Below are 18760 nucleotides of genomic sequence, written 5' to 3' on the forward strand. Positions count from 1 at the left end.
AAAGCATGGCATCGTTGATTCAGGTTCGTGACCTGCTGGCACTGCAAGGGCGAATGGAGGCGAAACAGCTGAGCCTCAGCCTGCATACGCCGCAGCCGATGATCGATGCCATGCTGGAAAGACTGGAAGCCATGGGGAAAGCCGTGCGGATTCAGGAAGAAGCGGACGGTTGTCTCTCCGGCAGTTGTAAAAGCTGTCCGGAAGGAAAGGCCTGCCTCAGGGAGTGGTGGACGCTGCGTTAACAAAGCCGGGCATCGCTGCCCGGCTTTATCGTATTACTTGTAGACGTCCGCCGTTGCGCGTACGTTTTTGGTCTGTTTTTCTGCGCTGGTGACGACGTAGTACGTTCCGCCCAGCTCATCCGCTTTCTTCGACAGCTCTTTTCTCGCGTCCATCGGCGCGGTGGTGTCAGACGTAGAAATCTCACCAATTTTCGTCAAATTCATGCCGGCAACTTTATCTTTTTCCAGCTCTTTTGCCGCAAAGACGCCAAATGACAGTGACCCAATAACCAGAGAAGTGACAATACCTGTAACAAGTTTCATAGCCTGACTCTCCATAGGATTGTTGTTTTGATTATCGTAGGCAGAACAACCGCAACGACATCTGGAGTATGGTTGCGGTGTGTTACTTTTTCCAGGCAGGATAGAAAATAATCAGTCGAAACGTTGACTTAACGCAATCAGCGCTGAACAAAATTCCGTCGGATGAGAGATAAACGGGGCATGTGCGGCTTTGGCAATAATCTGCGATTCACTCTCCGGCCAGAGTGAATCCAGCAGCGGAACCACTTTGCGCGGCACAATCCCGTCGAGATAACCGTAGATACGCAGGTGCGGCACCGTCAGCGCGGCCAGCGGCTCGCGCAGGTCAACCGTTTTCAGGAGCTCAAGTCCGCCGTTTAGCACCTCAACCTCCGGCATCGGCAGCGAAAGCACGGTCTGCTTCAGCGTTCGGGCATCCTTACGCGCGGTGTCAGTGCCCATTGTCTGCAATGCCAGGAACCGCTCTACGGTCCGCTGGAAATCTTCGCTCAGCTGCTGCTGGAAGCCCGCCAGCACGTCAGGCTTGATCCCCGGCCACTCTTCCTGCGCGCTAAAACAGGGCGATGACGCCACCGTCACCAGCGCTTTTACGCGTTCAGGCTGCGACAGCGCAATCTGGCTCGCCACCAGCCCGCCCAGGCTCCAGCCCAGCCAGACAGCGTTTTGCGGCGCAGCGTCCAGAACCTGCTGCGCCATTTCATCAAGCGACAACGCGCCATACCCGCGGCTGCGGCCAAAGCCGGGTAAATCCACCAGATGCAGCGTGAAATGCGAGGCAAGTTCCTCACGTATGCAATGCCATATCTCCGCATTCAGGCCCCATCCGTGCAGCAGCACAAGATGGCAATTTCCTGTCCCTACGGTCTGCCACCACAGCGTCTTCATCAGTTACTGTTCTCTTTTTTTCACATGGAGGTTGCACATGCTAACAGTACCCGGCTTGTGCTGGCTATGCCAAATGCCGCTGGCGCTCAGCGGGTGGGGCGTCTGCTCCGTCTGCACGCGATCGCTGCAATGGCGTATCGGGATCTGTCCACAATGTGGTTTACCGGCCACGAACCCCTCGTTGCCCTGTGGCCGCTGCCTGAAAAAATCCCCGCCGTGGAGCGCGCTGGTGGCAGTGGATGATTATGTTCCGCCGCTGAACAGGCTGATCCACGCGCTGAAGTTTTCCGGGCAGAGCTCGCTGGCACAGCCCCTTGCCCGCCTGCTGTTGCTGGCGGTTTTGCAGGCGCGACGTCACCGGGCACTGCCGAAAATTGACATGGTGGTGAATGTCCCTTTATACCGACGTCGGCACTGGCGGCGCGGCTATAACCAGAGTGACCTGCTCTGCCGTCCCCTCGCACGGTGGCTCGGCTGCCGGTATGAGGCCCGCGCGCTGACACGCGTTCATGCCACCGCCATCCAGCATCAGCTCAGCGCCCGGCTTCGCAAAAGAAACCTCAAAAATGCCTTTCGCCTTGAATTGCCGGTCGACGGTCTCCATATCGCGATTGTGGATGATGTCGTCACCACGGGCAGTACCGTTGCTGAACTTTCCCGACTGCTTTTGCGAAGCGGCGCCGCGTCGGTTCAGGTATGGTGTCTGTGCCGTACCTTGTAGCCCTTCTTCAATGGGCGTATGATTATACCCAGGTAATTTAGTCAACTATTAGGCCAAAGCTATGATCCGTATTTCCGATTCTGCACAAGCGCACTTTGCCAAACTGCTGGCAAATCAGGAAGAAGGGACGCAGATCCGCGTGTTTGTGATTAATCCAGGCACTCCGAATGCAGAATGTGGTGTTTCTTATTGTCCTCCGGACGCTGTGGAAGCGACTGACACTGCCCTTAAATTTGAACAGCTCACCGCCTACGTTGATGAGCTGAGCGCACCGTATCTTGAAGATGCGGAGATCGACTTCGTCACCGATCAGCTGGGTTCTCAGCTGACCCTGAAAGCGCCGAACGCGAAAATGCGTAAAGTGTCTGACGATGCCCCGCTGATGGAGCGCGTTGAGTATCTGCTGCAATCCCAGATCAACCCACAGCTGGCGGGCCACGGCGGTCGTGTTTCCCTGATGGAAATCACCGACGAAGGTTTTGCCATTCTGCAGTTTGGCGGCGGCTGTAACGGCTGCTCAATGGTCGATGTAACGCTGAAAGAAGGGATCGAGAAGCAGCTGCTGAACGAGTTCCCGGAACTGAAAGGCGTGCGTGACCTGACCGAGCACCAGCGCGGCGAGCACTCTTACTACTAATTCAGTATCCGTCTGTATCGCCCGGTGGCGCTGCGCTTACCGGGCCTACAGAAATAGTGAGGTCTGATTGCCCTCACCCCCGGCCCTCTCCCACGGGAGAGGGTGAAAACATTAAAAACGGTAACCTCATGGTTACCGTTTTGCGTTTACCTCCCATATGTTGACCTGCGTCTCATAATTCAAATTTAGCCTCCCAGGGTGATTCTCAATCGCGCCATGTTACCCGTATCATTCTCGTGGGCACTCAGCATCCTTATAACAGCCGACTAAACTTAATGGTTTCGAAGGCATCAGTATGAGTGCCGTTAACACTCTGTTCCCAGTTGGGACAATCGGAATTTGTCGTTGAAACAATGACGTTACCCATAACAATTCAAAGGCCAGGTAAATCATGCCATTAGTCATCGTTGCTATCGGTGTTGTGTTATTACTGCTCTTGATGATCCGTTTCAAAATGAACGGATTTATCGCTCTGGTTCTGGTGGCACTTGCAGTCGGTCTGATGCAGGGTATGCCGCTGGTTAAAGTTATCAGTTCCATCAAAGCCGGCGTCGGCGGCACGCTCGGCAGCCTGGCGCTGATCATGGGCTTCGGCGCCATGCTCGGTAAAATGCTGGCAGACTGCGGGGGCGCCCAGCGTATCGCCACCACGCTGATTGCCAAATTTGGCAAGAAGAACATCCAGTGGGCGGTGGTATTAACCGGTTTTACCGTCGGCTTCGCGCTGTTCTATGAAGTGGGCTTCGTGCTGATGCTGCCGCTGGTGTTCACCATCGCGGCTGCGGCAAACATCCCGCTGCTGTATGTCGGTGTGCCAATGGCTGCGGCGCTGTCCGTGACTCACGGCTTCCTGCCGCCGCACCCGGGTCCAACCGCTATCGCAACCATTTTCCACGCGGATATGGGTAAAACCCTGCTGTTCGGTACGATTCTGGCGATCCCAACCGTGATTCTGGCGGGCCCGGTTTATGCCCGCTTCCTGAAAGGCATTGATAAGCCGATTCCGGAAGGTCTGTACAGCGCCAAAACCTTCACCGAAGAAGAGATGCCGGGCTTTGGCGTCAGCGTCTGGACCTCTCTGGTACCGGTGATCCTGATGGCGATGCGTGCCGTGGCGGAGATGATTCTGCCGAAAGGTCATCCGTTCCTGTCCGTTGCGGAATTCCTCGGTGACCCGGTCATGGCAACGCTGATTGCGGTGCTGATCGCGATGTTCACCTTCGGCCTGAACCGCGGCCGTTCTATGGATCAGATCAACGACACGCTGACCTCTTCCATCAAAATCATTGCCATGATGCTTCTGATCATCGGCGGTGGCGGTGCATTCAAGCAGGTTCTGGTCGACAGCGGCGTGGACAAATACATCGCTGCCATGATGCATGAAACCAACGTATCGCCGCTCCTGATGGCCTGGTCTATTGCCGCGGTTCTGCGTATTGCGCTGGGTTCTGCGACCGTTGCAGCGATCACCGCGGGCGGTATCGTTGCCCCGCTGATTGCGACCACGGGTGTTAGCCCTGAACTGATGGTTATCGCCGTCGGTTCCGGTAGCGTGATTTTCTCTCACGTTAACGACCCTGGCTTCTGGCTGTTCAAGGAGTACTTCAACCTGACGATCGGTGAAACCATCAAGTCCTGGTCCGCGCTGGAAACCATTATTTCGGTGTGCGGTCTGGTCGGGGTACTGCTGTTGAATATGGTGGTTTGATGTAAAAAAGCCGGGTAGCGCTGACGCTTACCCGGCCTACATTCTATTTCCTCTCCCTCTGGGAGAGGGTTAGGGTGAAACTACCGCTTCTTGCCCACCGCCCTTCTGCGTTTGTCCAAATCCTTAATCAGCTTGTTCACCCCGTCATCGGCAAACATCTTCTCAAGCGATGTGGACAGCTTGCGACGCCAGTTCTTGTACTGATAGCTGGTGCCCGGAATGTTCACCGGCTCCGCCATATCAATCCAGTCTTCCGGCTGCAGGCCCAGCAGGGCGCTGTTGCTGTCGGCAATATAGCGCTGCAAGCCGCGATTGAGGGTAGCGGTCATCGACATCAATGACGCCTTATGTCCGGCACGTTTCGGCAGACAGCCCTGCTTGTGCAGCGCATCCAGCAGCCCCTGTTTGGAGAGCTCGCGATCCTGATACAGGCCGCGCAAAACCTCTTCATCTGGATACAGTCCCAGCGTTTTGCCGAGCGTCAGATCGCCGCTTTCCCAATAGCCACGAAGCGTAGGAAGGTCATGCGTCGTCGCGACTGCCATTGACTGTTCAGGGTACGCTTTCGGCGCGCGGAAGGTTTTCTCATGGTCGTTTTCAAAATAGAGCACTTTATAGGAGTAGACGCCGCTGTCGCGGAGCTTGCTGACAATTTCCACCGGCACGGTACCGAGATCTTCACCGATCACCATGCACTGGTGGCGTTTACTTTCCAGGGCCAGGATCGACAGCAGATCGTCAACCGGATACTGCACGTACGCCCCGTGATCGGCCGTTTCACCGTACGGGATCCACCACAGACGCAGCACGGACATCACGTGGTCGATACGCAGCGCGCCGCAGTTCTGCATGTTCGCGCGCAGCAGGTCGATGAACGGCTCGTAGGCGCGCGACGCCATGACGTGCGGATCCATCGGCGGTAATCCCCAGTTCTGACCGAGCGGACCAAGAATATCCGGCGGCGCGCCGACGGAAGCTTTCAGACAGTAAAGCTCACGGTCGCACCAGGTTTCCGCGCCGCCCTCTGCCACGCCGACGGCCAGATCGCGATACAGGCCGATCGGCATCTTATAGCCCTGGCTCACCTGCCAGCAGGCGGCAAACTGGCTGTACGCCAGCCACTGCAGCCACAGGTAGAAGTCCACTTCATCGGCATATTTTTTACAGAACGCTTTTACTTCAGGCGTGTCGACGGACTGATACGCTTCCGGCCAGACCGGCCAGCCCCAGCGCATTTCGTCCTCCTTCACCTGATACGCGTGCAGTGTATCAAACGCCGCCTGCCAGTACAGGCTCTCGCCCTCCTGCGTCACAAACTGGCGGAACGCGGCCATCTGCTCGTCATCGCGCTGCGAAAAGCCTTTCCACGCCAGACGCAGCGCGGCCATTTTCAGCGCCGTGACGGTGGAATAGTCCACCCACTCCGCGTCGCGCGCCTGCTTCAGGGCCTGCTGCGTGGTGCTGAGTTTCCACCACGCCTGCGCCTCTTTGCTGTTTTTGAAGTCATCTAACGCGTTAACGTCGATATAAATCACGTTCAGCCAGCGACGGGACGACGGGCTGTACGGGCTGGCGCTCTCCGGGTTGGCCGGATAGAGCGCGTGGATCGGGTTGAGCCCGATAAACGCGCCGCCGCGCTCGCCCACATCCGACAGCATCTTTTTCAGATCGCCAAAATCACCGATGCCCCAGTTGCTGTCGGAGCGCAGCGTATAGAGCTGCACGCAGGCGCCCCACAGCTTTTTACCCTCGAGCAACGCCTGCGGCTCGTAGCAGCGTTTTGGCGCGACGATCACCCGGCAGTGGAAACGACGATCGTCCTGGGTGAGCGTTAAGGTGTGATACCCCTCCGGCAGCTTCGCCGGAAGGTTTAACGTTTTGCCGCCGGTGGCGTGGCCTTTGTGCTGATGCCCCTCTTCGGTGGTAAGCAGCCAGCTAAACTCGCCGCGCCCCTCCACCGCCAGCGGCATCTTTTTGCCTGCGGTGAATACCTTCACGTTGGGCACCGGTGCAACCGACGCTTTCGCGTCGGCTTTGTGCATGGCATCCAGCAAACGTCTTTTGGTGTCGGCGCCAATAGACTGAGGTTTGCCGTGCGCATTAATGTAACTGAGGCTGATCCCCGCCGCCTGCGCGGCGCTGTCCAGACGTTTACTCTCCATCGCGCTTCCTTAGCGTTTTGCCTGCCAGATACGGGCCTGATAATCACGGATTGAACGGTCAGAGCTGAACATACCGCAGCGCGCGGTGTTCAGAATGCACGCGCGGGTCCAGGCTTCCTGGTCGCGATACAGCACGTCGACCTGCTTTTGCGCTTCTACATAGGCCGTGAAGTCCGCCATCACCAGATACGGGTCACCGCCGTGTTTGTCCATGCTGTGCAGCATCTGGTCAAACGCGTGCTTGTCGCCGTCGCTGTATTTACCGCTTTCCAGCTCCTTCAGCACCGCGTCGAGCACTTTGTCTTTCTTACGCCATTTCACCGGGTCATAGCCTTTGGCCTTGATGGCCTTCACCTCTTCCACGGTATGGCCGAAGATAAAGATATTCTCTTCCCCGACCTTCTCGGCGATTTCGACGTTTGCCCCGTCGAGCGTACCGACGGTCAGCGCGCCGTTCAGCGCCAGCTTCATGTTGCCGGTACCGGACGCTTCTTTACCTGCCGTCGAGATCTGCTCGGAAATATCCGCCGCCGGGATCAGCATTTCAGCCGCCGAGACGCAGTAATCCGGCAGGAACACCACCTTCAGCTTGTCGCCCACTTTCGGATCGCTGTTGATCGCCGCCGCCACTTTATTGATGGCGAGGATAATGTTTTTCGCCAGGTAATAGCCCGGCGCCGCTTTCGCACCGAACAGGAACACGCGCGGCACGCGGTCGGCCTGCGGGTTCTCGCGGATCTCTTTGTACAGCGCCAGAATGTGCAGCAGGTTCAGGTGCTGGCGTTTGTACTCGTGCAGACGTTTGATCTGGATATCGAAAATGGCATTCGGGTTGATCTCAATCCCGGTACGCACTTTCACAAACTCCGCCAGGCGAACCTTGTTCTCCAGCTTGATCGCGCGATACTGCTCGCGGAATTTCGCGTCGTCAGCCTGTTTTTCCAGGTTGATGAGCTGGTCCAGATCGTTGGCCCACTCTTTCTTCAGGGTCTTATCCAGCAGACCGGCCAGCAGCGGGTTGCACCGCTTGATCCAGCGACGCGGCGTGATGCCGTTGGTCACGTTGTGGAATTTGGTCGGCCACAGCTGGTGGTATTCCGGGAAGAGATCTTTGACCACCAGATCCGAGTGCAGCGCCGCCACGCCGTTCACCGCAAAGCCGCTGACCACGCACATGTTCGCCATGCGCACCTGTTTGTCATGCACAACCGCCAGCTTCGCCCAGACCGCTTTGTTGCCTGGCCAGGTTTTATCCACCAGGTTTTTAAACTGGTCGTTAATCTTGTTGATGATCTGCATGTGGCGCGGCAGCAGCGTTTTCACCAGCTTCTCATCCCAGCACTCGAGCGCTTCTGGCATCAGGGTGTGGTTGGTGTAGGCAAAGGTACGGCTGGTGATGGCCCAGGCGTCATCCCAGCTCAGCTGGTGCTCGTCGATCAGCACGCGCAGCAGTTCCGGGATCGCAATCGTCGGGTGCGTGTCGTTGAGCTGAATCACTTCGAAGTCCGGCAGCTGCGCCAGCTTGCGGCCCGCCAGATGATGGCGACGCAGAATGTCCGCCACGGAGCAGGCGCACTGGAAGTACTGCTGCATCAGGCGCAGCTTTTTACCGGCCAGGTGGTTGTCGTTCGGGTAGAGGACTTTGGTCAGCTTCTCGGCGTCGATGCCCTGCTGCTCGGCGCGAAGGAAATCGCCGTCGTTGAATTTGGTCAGGTTAAACGGATGCGCGTGCTTCGCCTGCCACAGACGCAGCGGCTGCGCCACGCCGTTACGGTAGCCAAGCACCGGCAGATCCCAGGCTTCACCGGTAATGGTGAACGCCGGTTCCCAGAGCCCCTGCTTTGTCACTTTCCCGCCAATGCCGACCTGCACATCCAGCTGCGCGTTGTGGCGGAACCACGGATAGGTATTGCGATGCCAGTCGTCCGGCGCTTCCATCTGATGGCCATCGGCAAACGACTGACGGAACAAGCCATACTGATAGTTCAGGCCATAGCCAATCGCCGACTGGCCGACGGTCGCCATGGAGTCGAGGAAACAGGCCGCCAGACGTCCCAGACCGCCGTTGCCCAGCGCCGGGTCAATCTCTTCTTCCAGCAGGTCAGTCAGGTTAATGTCGTGTTCTTTAAGGACGTCACCAACGTCCTGATACCAGCCGAGGTTCAACAGGTTGTTGCCCGTCAGGCGGCCAATCAGGAATTCCATTGAAATGTAGTTTACATGGCGCTGGTTCTTCACCGGCTTTGCCAAAGGCTGAGCATCCAGCTGTTCTGCGAGCGCACCGCTCACTGCCTGCCACCACTGGTGAGGCGTCATCTCGTTTGCAGCATGAAGGCCAAAACGCTGCCACTGACGCGTCAGGGCAGCCTGGAATTGAGCTTTGTTGAAGGTAGGCTGTGACATAGGGGATCGGCATCCTTTAGAAAGAAAACACAAGTTGGCGCTAGTGTGCCTGGCTCATTTCCCCTCTTCCTCCTCCTGTGGGGGATTAGACAGGGAGGAGTAGCGGGGATGAGCATAAAAGTGTGATCGAGGCCACTCTCAGAGCATAGTTCGAGTGTGCCCGGAAGATAAAAAAGTAACCGGAGAGAATGTCAAAGAAATGAAATGCAGTTTCGGGTGAAATTAATCCGTTCTGAAATGATTACTTACGTAGAATAATAATTTAGTCATCGGGTTACATCTCCGGAGACTATTTCTCTCCCTCAACTTTACCCGCACTTTATTAAATTCGACGTCACTATACCTTTCTGAAACCAGTTTCAGCGCAGCGGCAATGTATACAGACAAGCCAGCAGTGACGCGGCGTTACGGCCCTTTCGAGAAAGTTCCAACATTTGCCTGAATGTTTTGTGACAGAGTGCAAATTCAGAACCACAAAACCCAGACATAACTTGCAATAGTTCTCTTTCTGTTCGACCTTATATCGTATTAATTACGAAGCGCAAAAAAAATAAAATCTCTCGTTCCCCACAGTGAAGTGAAACCTATGTTGATTCCGTCTAAATTAAGTCGCCCGGTTCGTCTTGACCATACAGTGGTCCGCGAGCGTCTGTTGGCTAAACTTTCCGGCGCGCATAATTTCCGACTGGCGCTGGTTACGAGCCCTGCAGGCTATGGAAAAACAACGCTCATTTCGCAATGGGCCGCGGGTAAAAGCGATCTTGGCTGGTACTCCCTCGACGAGGGCGATAACCAGCAGGAGCGTTTTGCCAGCTATCTGATTGCCGCCATACAGCAAGCCACCCATGGACACTGCGTCGCCAGTGAGGTGATGGTGCAAAAGCGCCAGTACGCCAGCCTGTCCTCTCTTTTCTCTCAGCTGTTTATCGAACTGGCCGAATGGCATCGCCCGCTCTACGTGGTGATCGACGATTACCATCTCATCACGAATCCGGTGATTCATGAGTCGATGCGTTTCTTCCTGCGCCATCAGCCGGAAAACCTGACTTTAGTGGTGCTGTCACGCAACCTGCCGCAGTTGGGTATTGCCAACCTGCGCGTGCGCGATCAGCTTCTGGAAGTGGGCAGCCAGCAGCTGGCCTTTACCCACCAGGAAGCGAAACAATTCTTTGACTGCCGCCTGACATCACCGATTGAGGCCGCCGAGAGCAGCCGTCTGTGTGATGACGTTGCCGGCTGGGCCACGGCGCTGCAGCTCATCGCGCTCTCTGCCCGACAAAACAACAGTCCGGCGCATCAGTCTGCGCGGCGTCTGGCGGGCATCAACGCCAGCCACCTTTCCGACTATCTGGTGGATGAGGTGCTGGACAGCGTCGATCCCTCGACGCGTAATTTCCTGCTGAAAAGCTCGCTGCTGCGTTCCATGAACGATGCGCTTATCGTGCGCGTAACGGGCTGTGAAAACGGTCAGCTGCAGCTCGAAGAGATTGAACGTCAGGGCCTTTTCCTGACGCGCATGGACGATCCCGGCGAGTGGTTTAGCTATCACCCGCTGTTTGGCAGCTTCCTGCGCCAGCGCTGTCAGTGGGAACTGGCGGTTGAACTGCCGGAGATCCACCGCGCCGCTGCCGAAAGCTGGATGGCGCAAGGCTTCCCGAGCGAGGCCATCCACCACGCGCTGGCCGCCGGTGATGCCAGCATGCTGCGCGATATCCTCCTCAACCATGCGTGGGGCCTGTTTAACCACAGCGAACTAACGCTGCTGGAAGAGTCTCTCAAAGCCCTGCCGTGGGAAAGCCTGCTGGAGAACCCGCGTCTGGTGCTGCTGCAGGCCTGGCTGATGCAGAGCCAGCACCGCTACAGTGAAGTGAACACCCTGCTGGCGCGCGCCGAGCAGGAGATGGAAAGCGAAATGGATACCACCCTGCACGGCGAGTTCAACGCGCTGCGCGCTCAGGTGGCCATTAACGACGGCGACCCGGACGAAGCTGAACGGCTGGCGATGGTCGCGCTGGATGAACTGCCGCTGGCTAACTTCTACAGCCGCATCGTGGCGACCTCTGTGCACGGTGAAGTGCTGCACTGCAAAGGCGACCTCACCCGTTCCCTTTCACTGATGCAGCAAACCGAACAGATGGCGCGTCGACATGATGTCTGGCATTACGCGCTGTGGAGCCTGATCCAACAGAGCGAGATTTTATTCGCGCAGGGGTTCCTGCAGGCCGCCTGGGAAAACCAGGAAAAAGCGTTCCAGCTGATTCGTGAACAGCACCTGGAACAGCTGCCGATGCACGAGTTCCTGTTGCGTATTCGCGCTCAGCTGCTGTGGGCATGGTCGCGTCTGGATGAAGCAGAAAGCTGCGCCCGCCAGGGTGTGGATGTCCTTTCCAGCTTCCAGCCTCAGCAGCAGCTGCAGTGTCTGGCGCTGCTGGTACAGTGCTCGCTGGCGCGCGGCGATCTCGATAACGCCCGCAACCATCTGAACCGCCTGGAGAACCTGCTCGGCAACGGTCAGTATCACAGCGACTGGGTCTCTAACGCCGATAAGGTCCGGGTGATTTACTGGCAGATGACCGGCGATAAAAAATCCGCCGCCAACTGGCTGCGTCAGACGCCTAAACCGGAATTTGCTAACAACCACTTCCTGCAGAGCCAGTGGCGGAACATTGCCCGCGCGCAGATCCTGCTCGGTGAAGTAGAGCCCGCAGAGATTGTGCTGGAAGAGCTGAACGAGAACGCGCGCAGCCTGCGTCTGATGAGCGACCTGAACCGCAACCTGCTGCTGCTGAACCAGCTTTACTGGCAGGCGGGTCGTAAAAACGATGCCCAGCGCGTGCTGCTGGAAGCGCTGCAGCTGGCTAACCGCACCGGCTTTATCAGCCACTTTGTGATTGAAGGTGAAGTGATGGCGCAGCAGCTGCGTCAGCTTATTCAGCTCAACACGCTGCCGGAGCTGGATCAGCATCGCGCCCAGCGCATTCTGCGCGAGATAAACCAGCATCATCGGCACAAGTTCGCGCATTTTGATGAGAACTTCGTTGAACGTCTGCTGAACCACCCGGAAGTGCCGGAGCTTATCCGCACCAGTCCGCTCACGCAGCGCGAATGGCAGGTGCTGGGTCTGATCTATTCAGGCTACAGCAACGAGCAGATTGCCGGTGAGCTTGCGGTGGCGGCGACCACCATCAAAACGCATATCCGCAATCTGTATCAGAAGCTGGGCGTGGCGCATCGACAGGATGCGGTGCAGCATGCGCAGCAGCTGTTGAAGATGATGGGGTATGGCGTGTAGGACCTCTGCGGTCTGATGCCCTCACCCCGGCCCTCTCCCACAGGGAGAGGGAGAACGGCTTTTCAACACAACTCTAACTGCAAATTATTATCTTTAATCACCTGCATCACGCCCGCCGGCGGCATCACGTCGGTGTAGACCGCATCCACCATGCTGATGCTGCCCATGTTTACCATCGCATTTCGGCCAAACTTCGAATGGTCCACCACCAGCATCACGTGGCGTGAGTTCTCAATAATCGCGCGCTTGGTGCGCACCTCGTGATAATCAAACTCCAGCAGCGAGCCGTCGCTGTCGATGCCGCTGATCCCGAGAATGCCGAAGTCGAGGCGGAACTGAGAGATAAAATCGAGGGTCGCTTCGCCAATAATCCCGCCGTCGCGGCTGCGCAGTTCGCCGCCCGCGAGGATGATGCGGAAGTCATCTTTCTGCATCAGGGTATTGGCCACGTTCAGGTTGTTCGTGACCACGCGCAGGTTCTCGTGATCCAGCAGCGCATGGGCGACCGCTTCCGGCGTGGTGCCGATATCAATAAACAGCGTCGCCCCGTTCGGGATCTGGCTGGCGACCTTGCGGGCAATGCGCTCTTTCTCTGCCGTTTGCGTGGCTTTACGGTCATGCCAGGAGGTATTGACCGAACTGGACGGCAGCGCCGCCCCGCCGTGGTGGCGAAGAATGCGGTTCTGATCGGCCAGGTCGTTCAGGTCACGACGGATGGTTTGTGGGCTGACGGCAAACTGTTCCACCAGCTCTTCGGTGCTGACGTATCCCTGTTTTTTTACCAGTTCGATAATAGCGTCATGACGTTGTGTTTGTTTCATCAATTATCCCTGAGAATTATGTTCGTTTTCGCGCATAGAGCGTGTCGGCAAAGGCCATCGCCAGCCCCACGGCCAGCCCGGCGACGTGTGCACCGTTGGCGATAGACATACCAAACAGATCAAACCATCCGGCAATTAGCCATATTAACGCAAAGGTTATTAATCCGCGCTGCAGATAGATGCCGCTTTCCGGATCACGCTCCCCGCGAAGCCAGACATAGCCCATCAGGGCATACACGACGCCCGACAGCCCGCCGAACCACGGCCCGCTGAACTTGTGCTGCACATAGCCGCTCAGCAGGGCGCTGATAAGGGTGATAACGATCAGCTTGCCGCTGCCCAGACGCTTTTCAACAGCGCCGCCGAGATACCACCACCAGAGCAGGTTGAAGAGAATATGCATCACCGAGAAGTGCATCAGCGCGTGGCTAAAGTAGCGCCAGACGTCAAACTCAAGAGACGGGTCATAGGGCCAGGCCAGGGCAATCATCACGCTCTGGTCGCCCACCACGTTCATGATAATGAAGACGATAATGCAGGCCGCCATCAGCAGCAGCGTAAACGGGCCCGCGCGTTCGCGGATGGTGGCAAGGAAGGGAAAACGGCTGTAGTGCAGTCCGCTGTCGGTCTGCCCGGACTGCCAGCTGGCCGCCAGATAGCGCGGGTCGCCGGGGTTCTCAAGAAAACGCGCCAGCTCTTCGTTTACGCGCGCGGCTTGGCTCTCGTCGGCCAGCCAGACGTCGGTCTGCGTATGTTGCTGAATGGTCAGAATAACGCCCTGCGTCGCCATATAGTCGACAAACGCCTGGGCGACGCGCGGGTTGGTAAAAGAAGTGATCATCAACATGGGCAGCGGTCGCTTATTTCCACACAAAAGGGGACAGTATAGCGGGATCAGCGCTCAAAAGCGTATTCCACTTCTGCCGGGAAATGACGATGCCAGGCATCGAAGCCGCCATCGACGCTGTACACCGCGTCGTAGCCCTGCTGAAGCAGATACTGCGCCGCACCTTTGCTGCTGTTGCCGTGGTAGCACATGACCATCACCGGCGTCTCGAAGTCGTTATCGCGCATAAACGCGCCCAGCGTGTCGTTAGTGAGATGAAATGCGCCCGGCGTGTGGCCCATCGCAAAACTCTGCGGATCGCGGATGTCCACCAGCACCGCTTTTCCCTGGTGCATCTTCTGGTGGGCTTCTTCTACGTTAATACATTCAAACTGATCCATGGTGTTCTCTTTCGCTTATTCAGGTTTTATGCCGCCTGCTGACCCTCACCCCTGCCCTCTCCCTAAAAGGGAGAGGGAGCAAACCATCCCCTCGCCCCTCTGGGGAGAGGGTTAGGGTGAGGGGAGAGAGCATCAGACCGCACTATTTTACCCCGTAGTGTACGTCCTGGCGGCGGGTAAACGCCATTATGTTATCCATATCACTCTAAATTGTTTTTTTGATGTTACCAAAAGCGCGTTCCTTTGCTATTATGAGCGATATCGAACATTTCTGAGCTTTAACGAAAGTGCATGAGGGTGTTATGGAAACCAAAGATCTGATTGTGATAGGCGGTGGCATCAACGGTGCCGGTATTGCGGTCGATGCCGCAGGACGCGGTTTATCCGTACTGATGCTGGAAGCTAACGACCTCGCCTGCGCGACGTCGTCCGCCAGCTCCAAACTGATTCACGGTGGCCTGCGCTACCTGGAACACTACGAATTCCGCCTGGTCAGCGAAGCGCTGGCCGAACGTGAAGTGCTGTTGAAAATGGCCCCGCATCTGGCGATTCCGATGCGCTTCCGCCTGCCCCATCGCCCGCATCTGCGTCCGGCGTGGATGATCCGAATCGGTCTGTTTATGTACGATCATCTGGGTAAACGCACCAGCCTCCCGGGTTCGACAGGTTTGCGTTTTGGCTCAGAATCGGTCCTTAAGCCTGAAATCGTGCGCGGTTTCGAATATTCCGACTGCTGGGTGGACGACGCGCGTCTGGTGCTGGCGAATGCCCAGATGGTCGAGAAGAAAGGTGGCGAGGTGAAAACCCGCACCCGCGCGACCGCTGCCCGTCGTGAAAACGGCCTGTGGATCGTGGAAGCGGAAGACATCGATACCGGCGAGAAATTCAGCTGGAAAGCGCGCGGCCTGGTGAACGCTACCGGCCCGTGGGTGAAGCAGTTCTTCGACGACGGCATGCATCTGCCTTCGCCGTACGGCATTCGCCTGATCAAGGGCAGCCACATTGTGGTACCGCGCGTGCATACGCAAAAGCAGGCCTACATTCTGCAGAACGAAGACAAGCGCATCGTGTTTGTGATTCCGTGGATGGACGAGTTCTCGATCATCGGTACCACCGACGTGGAGTACAAAGGCGATCCGAAGAACGTCGAGATCGACGAGAGCGAAGTGAACTACCTGCTCAAAGTGTATAACACGCACTTCAGGAAGCAGCTGTCACGCGACGACGTGGTCTGGACCTACTCCGGCGTGCGTCCGCTGTGCGATGACGAGTCTGACTCACCGCAGGCGATTACTCGCGACTACACGCTCGATATTCACGACGTTGACGGTCAGGCGCCGCTGCTTTCCGTGTTTGGCGGCAAGCTGACCACCTACCGCAAGCTGGCCGAGCACGCGCTGGAAAAACTGGCACCGTACTATAAAGGCATTGGCCCGGCGTGGACCAAAGGCGCGGTACTGCCCGGCGGTGATATCGGCGACAATCGCGATGATTACGCCGCGAAGCTGCGCCGTCGCTTCCCGTTCATCACCGAAGGGATGGCGCGCCACTATGCCCGCACCTACGGCAGCAATACCGAGCTGTTCCTGGCCGACGCGAAGGACATTGCGGATCTGGGCGAACATTTCGGCCACGAGCTGTACGAAGCCGAGCTGCGCTACCTGGTTGAGCACGAGTGGGTTCGTCGTCTGGATGATGCTATCTGGCGTCGTACCAAAGAAGGGATGTGGCTCAACGCCGAGCAGCAGTCTCGCGTGGCGCAGTGGTTACAGCAAAATGCGGGGAAGCGTGAGCTGTCGCTGGCGTCGTAATACGATCGGTGCGGGCTGATGCCCTCACCCTGACCCTCTCCCACAGGGAGAGGGAACAAACACTAAAAACGGCAACCGAGGTTGCCGTTTTGCTTTTACAACCTCACCGGATCAATATGCCAGATCGTCTCGGCATACTCCTTGATGGTCCTGTCGGACGAGAAATAGCCCATATTGGCGATGTTATACATCGCGGCGCTGGTCCACTTCTCCTGCTGACGGTACAGCTCGTCAACCTTATCCTGACAGTCCACGTAGCTGCGATAGTCCGCCAGCACCTGGTAGTGATCGCCAAAGTTAATCAGCGAGTCCACAAGATCGCGATAGCGGCTCGGTTCATCCGGGCTAAACACGCCGGTCGCGATCTGCGTCAGCACCTGACGTAACTCTTCATCCTCTTCGTAATATTGACGCGGCGAGTAGCCTTTCCTGCGCAGCGCCTCCACCTCTTCCGTCGTATTACCGAAGATAAAGATATTTTCTTCGCCCACGTGCTCCAGCATCTCAACGTTCGCCCCGTCAAGCGTACCAATGGTCAGCGCGCCGTTGAGGGCAAACTTCATGTTACTGGTGCCGGATGCTTCCGTACCCGCCGTGGAAATCTGCTCAGAGAGATCCGCCGCCGGGATGATCATCTGCGCCAGGCTCACGCTGTAGTTCGGAATGAACACCACTTTCAGCTTGTCGCCAATGTCCGGATCCTGGTTGACTACCTTCGCCACGTCGTTGATGAGATGAATGATGTGCTTGGCCATGTAGTAGGCGGAAGCCGCCTTACCGGCGAAGATCTTCACGCGCGGCACCCATTCGGCCGTTGGATCGGCCTTAATGCGGTTGTAATGGGTGATCACGTGCAGCACGTTCATCAGCTGACGCTTGTATTCGTGGATGCGTTTGATCTGAACGTCAAACAGCGCTTTCGGGTTTGCCACCACGTTGAGGTGCATCGCCAGCCAGACCGCCAGACGCTTTTTATTTAGCAGCTTGGCTTCGCGCACGGCTTTGTTCACCGTCGGGAAATCAATATGCTGTTCCAGCTCGCTCAGCTGGCTCAAATCGGTACGCCAGGTACGGCCGATATTCTCGTCCAGCACCTCAGAGAGCGGCTGGTTGGCCAGCGCCAGCCAGCGGCGCGGCGTGACGCCGTTGGTCACGTTGCAGAACCGCGTCGGGAAGATTTTCGCGAAGTCCGCAAAAAGCGACTGCACCATCAGGTTCGAGTGGAGCTCGGACACGCCGTTGACCTTGTGGCTGATGACGACCGCCAGCCAGGCCATGCGCACGCGGCGCCCGTTCGATTCATCAATGATGGATGCGCGGCTCAGCAGCCCGGTATCGTTCGGGTATTGCTCCTGCAGGGTCTTGAGGAAGTAGTCGTTAATCTCAAAGATAATCTGCAGATGGCGCGGCAGGATTTTGCCGAGCATGTCTACCGGCCACGTTTCCAGCGCTTCGCTCATCAGCGTGTGGTTGGTGTAGGAGAATACCTGACAGGTCACTTCAAACGCGTCATCCCAGCTGAACTTGTGTTCGTCGATCAGCAGGCGCATCAGCTCCGGAATGGAGAGCACCGGGTGGGTGTCGTTAAGGTGGATCGCGGTTTTCTCCGCCAGGTTGGCGTAGGTTTTGTGCAGCTGATGGTGGCGGCTGAGGATGTCCTGAATCGTCGAGGAGACGAGGAAATACTCCTGACGCAGGCGCAGCTCGCGGCCGGAGTAGGTCGAGTCATCCGGGTACAGCACGCGGGACACGTTCTCGGAGTGGTTTTTGTCTTCCACCGCCGCAAAGTAGTCCCCCTGGTTGAATTTACCGAGGTTAATTTCGCTACTGGCCTGGGCGCTCCACAGGCGCAGCGTGTTGGTGGCATCGGTGTCATAGCCGGGGATAATCTGGTCGTAGGCCACGGCCAGGATCTCTTCCGTTTCTACCCAGCGGGACTTTTTGCCTTCCTGCTGGATACGTCCGCCAAAGCGCACCTTGTAGCGCGTATTGTGGCGCTTGAACTCCCACGGGTTGCCGTACTCCAGCCAGTAGTCCGGCGACTCTTTCTGGCGCCCGTCGACGATGTTCTGTTTGAACATACCGTAGTCGTAGCGAATACCGTAGCCGCGGCCCGGCAGCGCCAGCGTTGCCAGCGAGTCGAGGAAGCAGGCAGCGAGACGCCCCAGACCGCCGTTGCCGAGCCCCGGGTCGTTCTCTTCGTCGATCAGCTCTTCTAAATCTAACCCCATCTCCTCCAGGGCGGTTTTGACGTCGTCATAAATACCGAGCGACAACAGCGCGTTGGACAGCGTGCGGCCAATCAAAAATTCCATCGACAGGTAGTAAACCTGACGCGTTTCCTGCGAGAGCTGGGCGCGGTTTGAGCGCAGCCAGCGTTCCACTAAACGGTCACGCACCGCAAACAGGGTGGCGTTCAGCCACTCGTGCTTGTTGGCGATAACAGGATCTTTCCCGATGGTGAACATCAGCTTGTAGGCGATGGAGTGCTTTAACGCCTCAACGCTGAGCGTGGGTGAAGAGTAGCTAAATGGAGCGTTCATATCAG

14 protein-coding genes are annotated in these 18760 nt (G+C 57.2%); 6 read left to right on the plus strand and 8 right to left on the minus strand.

Translation table 11 applies throughout. The features are described 5' to 3' along the window. Positions 1 to 5 precede the first annotated feature (5 nt). Entirely contained in the window at positions 6 to 242 is a 237-nt protein-coding gene (gene feoC / locus NWV12_RS20450) for a [Fe-S]-dependent transcriptional repressor FeoC (protein ID WP_048976275.1), read from the plus strand. A 33-nt stretch (positions 243 to 275) separates the two neighbouring features. On the opposite strand, the gene NWV12_RS20455 is transcribed toward feoC, so the two are convergent. Together NWV12_RS20455 and bioH are read right to left on the minus strand one after the other, a co-directional pair. Further along, positions 276 to 545 carry a YdgH/BhsA/McbA-like domain containing protein gene (locus tag NWV12_RS20455; protein WP_023309499.1) on the minus strand — a complete coding sequence of 90 codons (270 nt, stop codon included), beginning with the start codon at positions 543 to 545 and terminating at the stop codon, positions 276 to 278. A 111-nt stretch (positions 546 to 656) separates the two neighbouring features. Then, complete coding sequence (gene bioH / locus NWV12_RS20460; protein ID WP_033146825.1) at positions 657 to 1430, minus strand: pimeloyl-ACP methyl ester esterase BioH; 774 nt, start codon at positions 1428 to 1430, stop codon at positions 657 to 659. Between the two features lie 37 nt (positions 1431 to 1467). Between bioH and gntX the strand changes: the two genes are divergently transcribed. The 3 genes from gntX to gntT all read left to right on the plus strand — a co-directional run bounded on the left by gntX (position 1468) and on the right by gntT (position 4496). Further along, positions 1468 to 2151, plus strand: a complete 684-nt coding sequence (gntX, locus tag NWV12_RS20465; RefSeq protein WP_047059832.1) for a DNA utilization protein GntX — start codon at positions 1468 to 1470, stop codon at positions 2149 to 2151. Between the two features lie 61 nt (positions 2152 to 2212). Continuing rightward, positions 2213 to 2788 carry a Fe-S biogenesis protein NfuA gene (nfuA, locus tag NWV12_RS20470; RefSeq protein WP_008503055.1) on the plus strand — a complete coding sequence of 192 codons (576 nt, stop codon included), beginning with the start codon at positions 2213 to 2215 and terminating at the stop codon, positions 2786 to 2788. Between the two features lie 391 nt (positions 2789 to 3179). Continuing rightward, entirely contained in the window at positions 3180 to 4496 is a 1317-nt protein-coding gene (gene gntT / locus NWV12_RS20475) for a gluconate transporter (protein WP_039263070.1), read from the plus strand. A gap of 80 nt (positions 4497 to 4576) precedes the next feature. On the opposite strand, the gene malQ is transcribed toward gntT, so the two are convergent. Then, entirely contained in the window at positions 4577 to 6658 is a 2082-nt protein-coding gene (gene malQ, locus NWV12_RS20480) for a 4-alpha-glucanotransferase (RefSeq protein ID WP_048981438.1), read from the minus strand. Positions 6659 to 6667: 9 nt separating this feature from the next. Then, a complete protein-coding gene (gene malP / locus NWV12_RS20485; protein WP_048981439.1) occupies positions 6668 to 9061 on the minus strand; it encodes a maltodextrin phosphorylase in 2394 nt (797 codons plus the stop codon). A gap of 586 nt (positions 9062 to 9647) precedes the next feature. Here malP and malT point away from each other — a divergent pair. Further along, positions 9648 to 12353 carry an HTH-type transcriptional regulator MalT gene (gene malT, locus NWV12_RS20490; protein ID WP_048981440.1) on the plus strand — a complete coding sequence of 902 codons (2706 nt, stop codon included), beginning with the start codon at positions 9648 to 9650 and terminating at the stop codon, positions 12351 to 12353. 62 nt (positions 12354 to 12415) lie between these two features. Here malT and NWV12_RS20495 read toward each other — a convergent pair whose 3' ends face one another. The 3 genes from NWV12_RS20495 to glpE are packed head-to-tail and all read right to left on the minus strand — an operon-like array spanning position 12416 to position 14401. Further along, positions 12416 to 13174, minus strand: a complete 759-nt coding sequence (locus NWV12_RS20495; RefSeq protein ID WP_008503060.1) for a DeoR/GlpR family transcriptional regulator — start codon at positions 13172 to 13174, stop codon at positions 12416 to 12418. A 16-nt stretch (positions 13175 to 13190) separates the two neighbouring features. Then, the gene (glpG, locus tag NWV12_RS20500; protein WP_048977532.1) at positions 13191 to 14021 is read right to left on the minus strand and encodes a rhomboid family intramembrane serine protease GlpG; all 831 of its coding nucleotides are present in this window, start codon (positions 14019 to 14021) and stop codon (positions 13191 to 13193) included. A gap of 47 nt (positions 14022 to 14068) precedes the next feature. After that, the gene (gene glpE, locus NWV12_RS20505; RefSeq protein ID WP_006177908.1) at positions 14069 to 14401 is read right to left on the minus strand and encodes a thiosulfate sulfurtransferase GlpE; all 333 of its coding nucleotides are present in this window, start codon (positions 14399 to 14401) and stop codon (positions 14069 to 14071) included. 302 nt (positions 14402 to 14703) lie between these two features. On the opposite strand from glpE, the gene glpD reads away from it, so the two are divergent. Next, the gene (glpD, locus tag NWV12_RS20510) at positions 14704 to 16212 is read left to right on the plus strand and encodes a glycerol-3-phosphate dehydrogenase (protein ID WP_048981441.1); all 1509 of its coding nucleotides are present in this window, start codon (positions 14704 to 14706) and stop codon (positions 16210 to 16212) included. Between the two features lie 95 nt (positions 16213 to 16307). Here the strand turns inward: glpD and glgP are convergent, their stop codons facing one another. Continuing rightward, entirely contained in the window at positions 16308 to 18755 is a 2448-nt protein-coding gene (gene glgP, locus NWV12_RS20515) for a glycogen phosphorylase (RefSeq protein WP_029740650.1), read from the minus strand. Positions 18756 to 18760: the final 5 nt, after the last annotated feature.

The organism is Enterobacter sp. Crenshaw, assembly GCF_024734705.1.
Lineage (GTDB): Bacteria > Pseudomonadota > Gammaproteobacteria > Enterobacterales > Enterobacteriaceae > Enterobacter > Enterobacter asburiae_B.

Excerpts from the sequence above, each read along its gene's own strand:
- malP (WP_048981439.1), bottom strand. The coding sequence starts at position 9,061 with ATGTCACAGCCTACCTTCAACAAAGCTCAATTCCAGGCTGCCCTGACG.
- glpD (WP_048981441.1), top strand. The coding sequence starts at position 14,704 with ATGGAAACCAAAGATCTGATTGTGATAGGCGGTGGCATCAACGGTGCC.
- glpE (WP_006177908.1), bottom strand. The coding sequence starts at position 14,401 with ATGGATCAGTTTGAATGTATTAACGTAGAAGAAGCCCACCAGAAGATG.
- glpG (WP_048977532.1), bottom strand. The coding sequence starts at position 14,021 with ATGTTGATGATCACTTCTTTTACCAACCCGCGCGTCGCCCAGGCGTTT.
- feoC (WP_048976275.1), top strand. The coding sequence starts at position 6 with ATGGCATCGTTGATTCAGGTTCGTGACCTGCTGGCACTGCAAGGGCGA.
- NWV12_RS20455 (WP_023309499.1), bottom strand. The coding sequence starts at position 545 with ATGAAACTTGTTACAGGTATTGTCACTTCTCTGGTTATTGGGTCACTG.
- bioH (WP_033146825.1), bottom strand. The coding sequence starts at position 1,430 with ATGAAGACGCTGTGGTGGCAGACCGTAGGGACAGGAAATTGCCATCTT.
- glgP (WP_029740650.1), bottom strand. The coding sequence starts at position 18,755 with ATGAACGCTCCATTTAGCTACTCTTCACCCACGCTCAGCGTTGAGGCG.
- malQ (WP_048981438.1), bottom strand. The coding sequence starts at position 6,658 with ATGGAGAGTAAACGTCTGGACAGCGCCGCGCAGGCGGCGGGGATCAGC.
- malT (WP_048981440.1), top strand. The coding sequence starts at position 9,648 with ATGTTGATTCCGTCTAAATTAAGTCGCCCGGTTCGTCTTGACCATACA.
- nfuA (WP_008503055.1), top strand. The coding sequence starts at position 2,213 with ATGATCCGTATTTCCGATTCTGCACAAGCGCACTTTGCCAAACTGCTG.
- gntX (WP_047059832.1), top strand. The coding sequence starts at position 1,468 with ATGCTAACAGTACCCGGCTTGTGCTGGCTATGCCAAATGCCGCTGGCG.
- gntT (WP_039263070.1), top strand. The coding sequence starts at position 3,180 with ATGCCATTAGTCATCGTTGCTATCGGTGTTGTGTTATTACTGCTCTTG.
- NWV12_RS20495 (WP_008503060.1), bottom strand. The coding sequence starts at position 13,174 with ATGAAACAAACACAACGTCATGACGCTATTATCGAACTGGTAAAAAAA.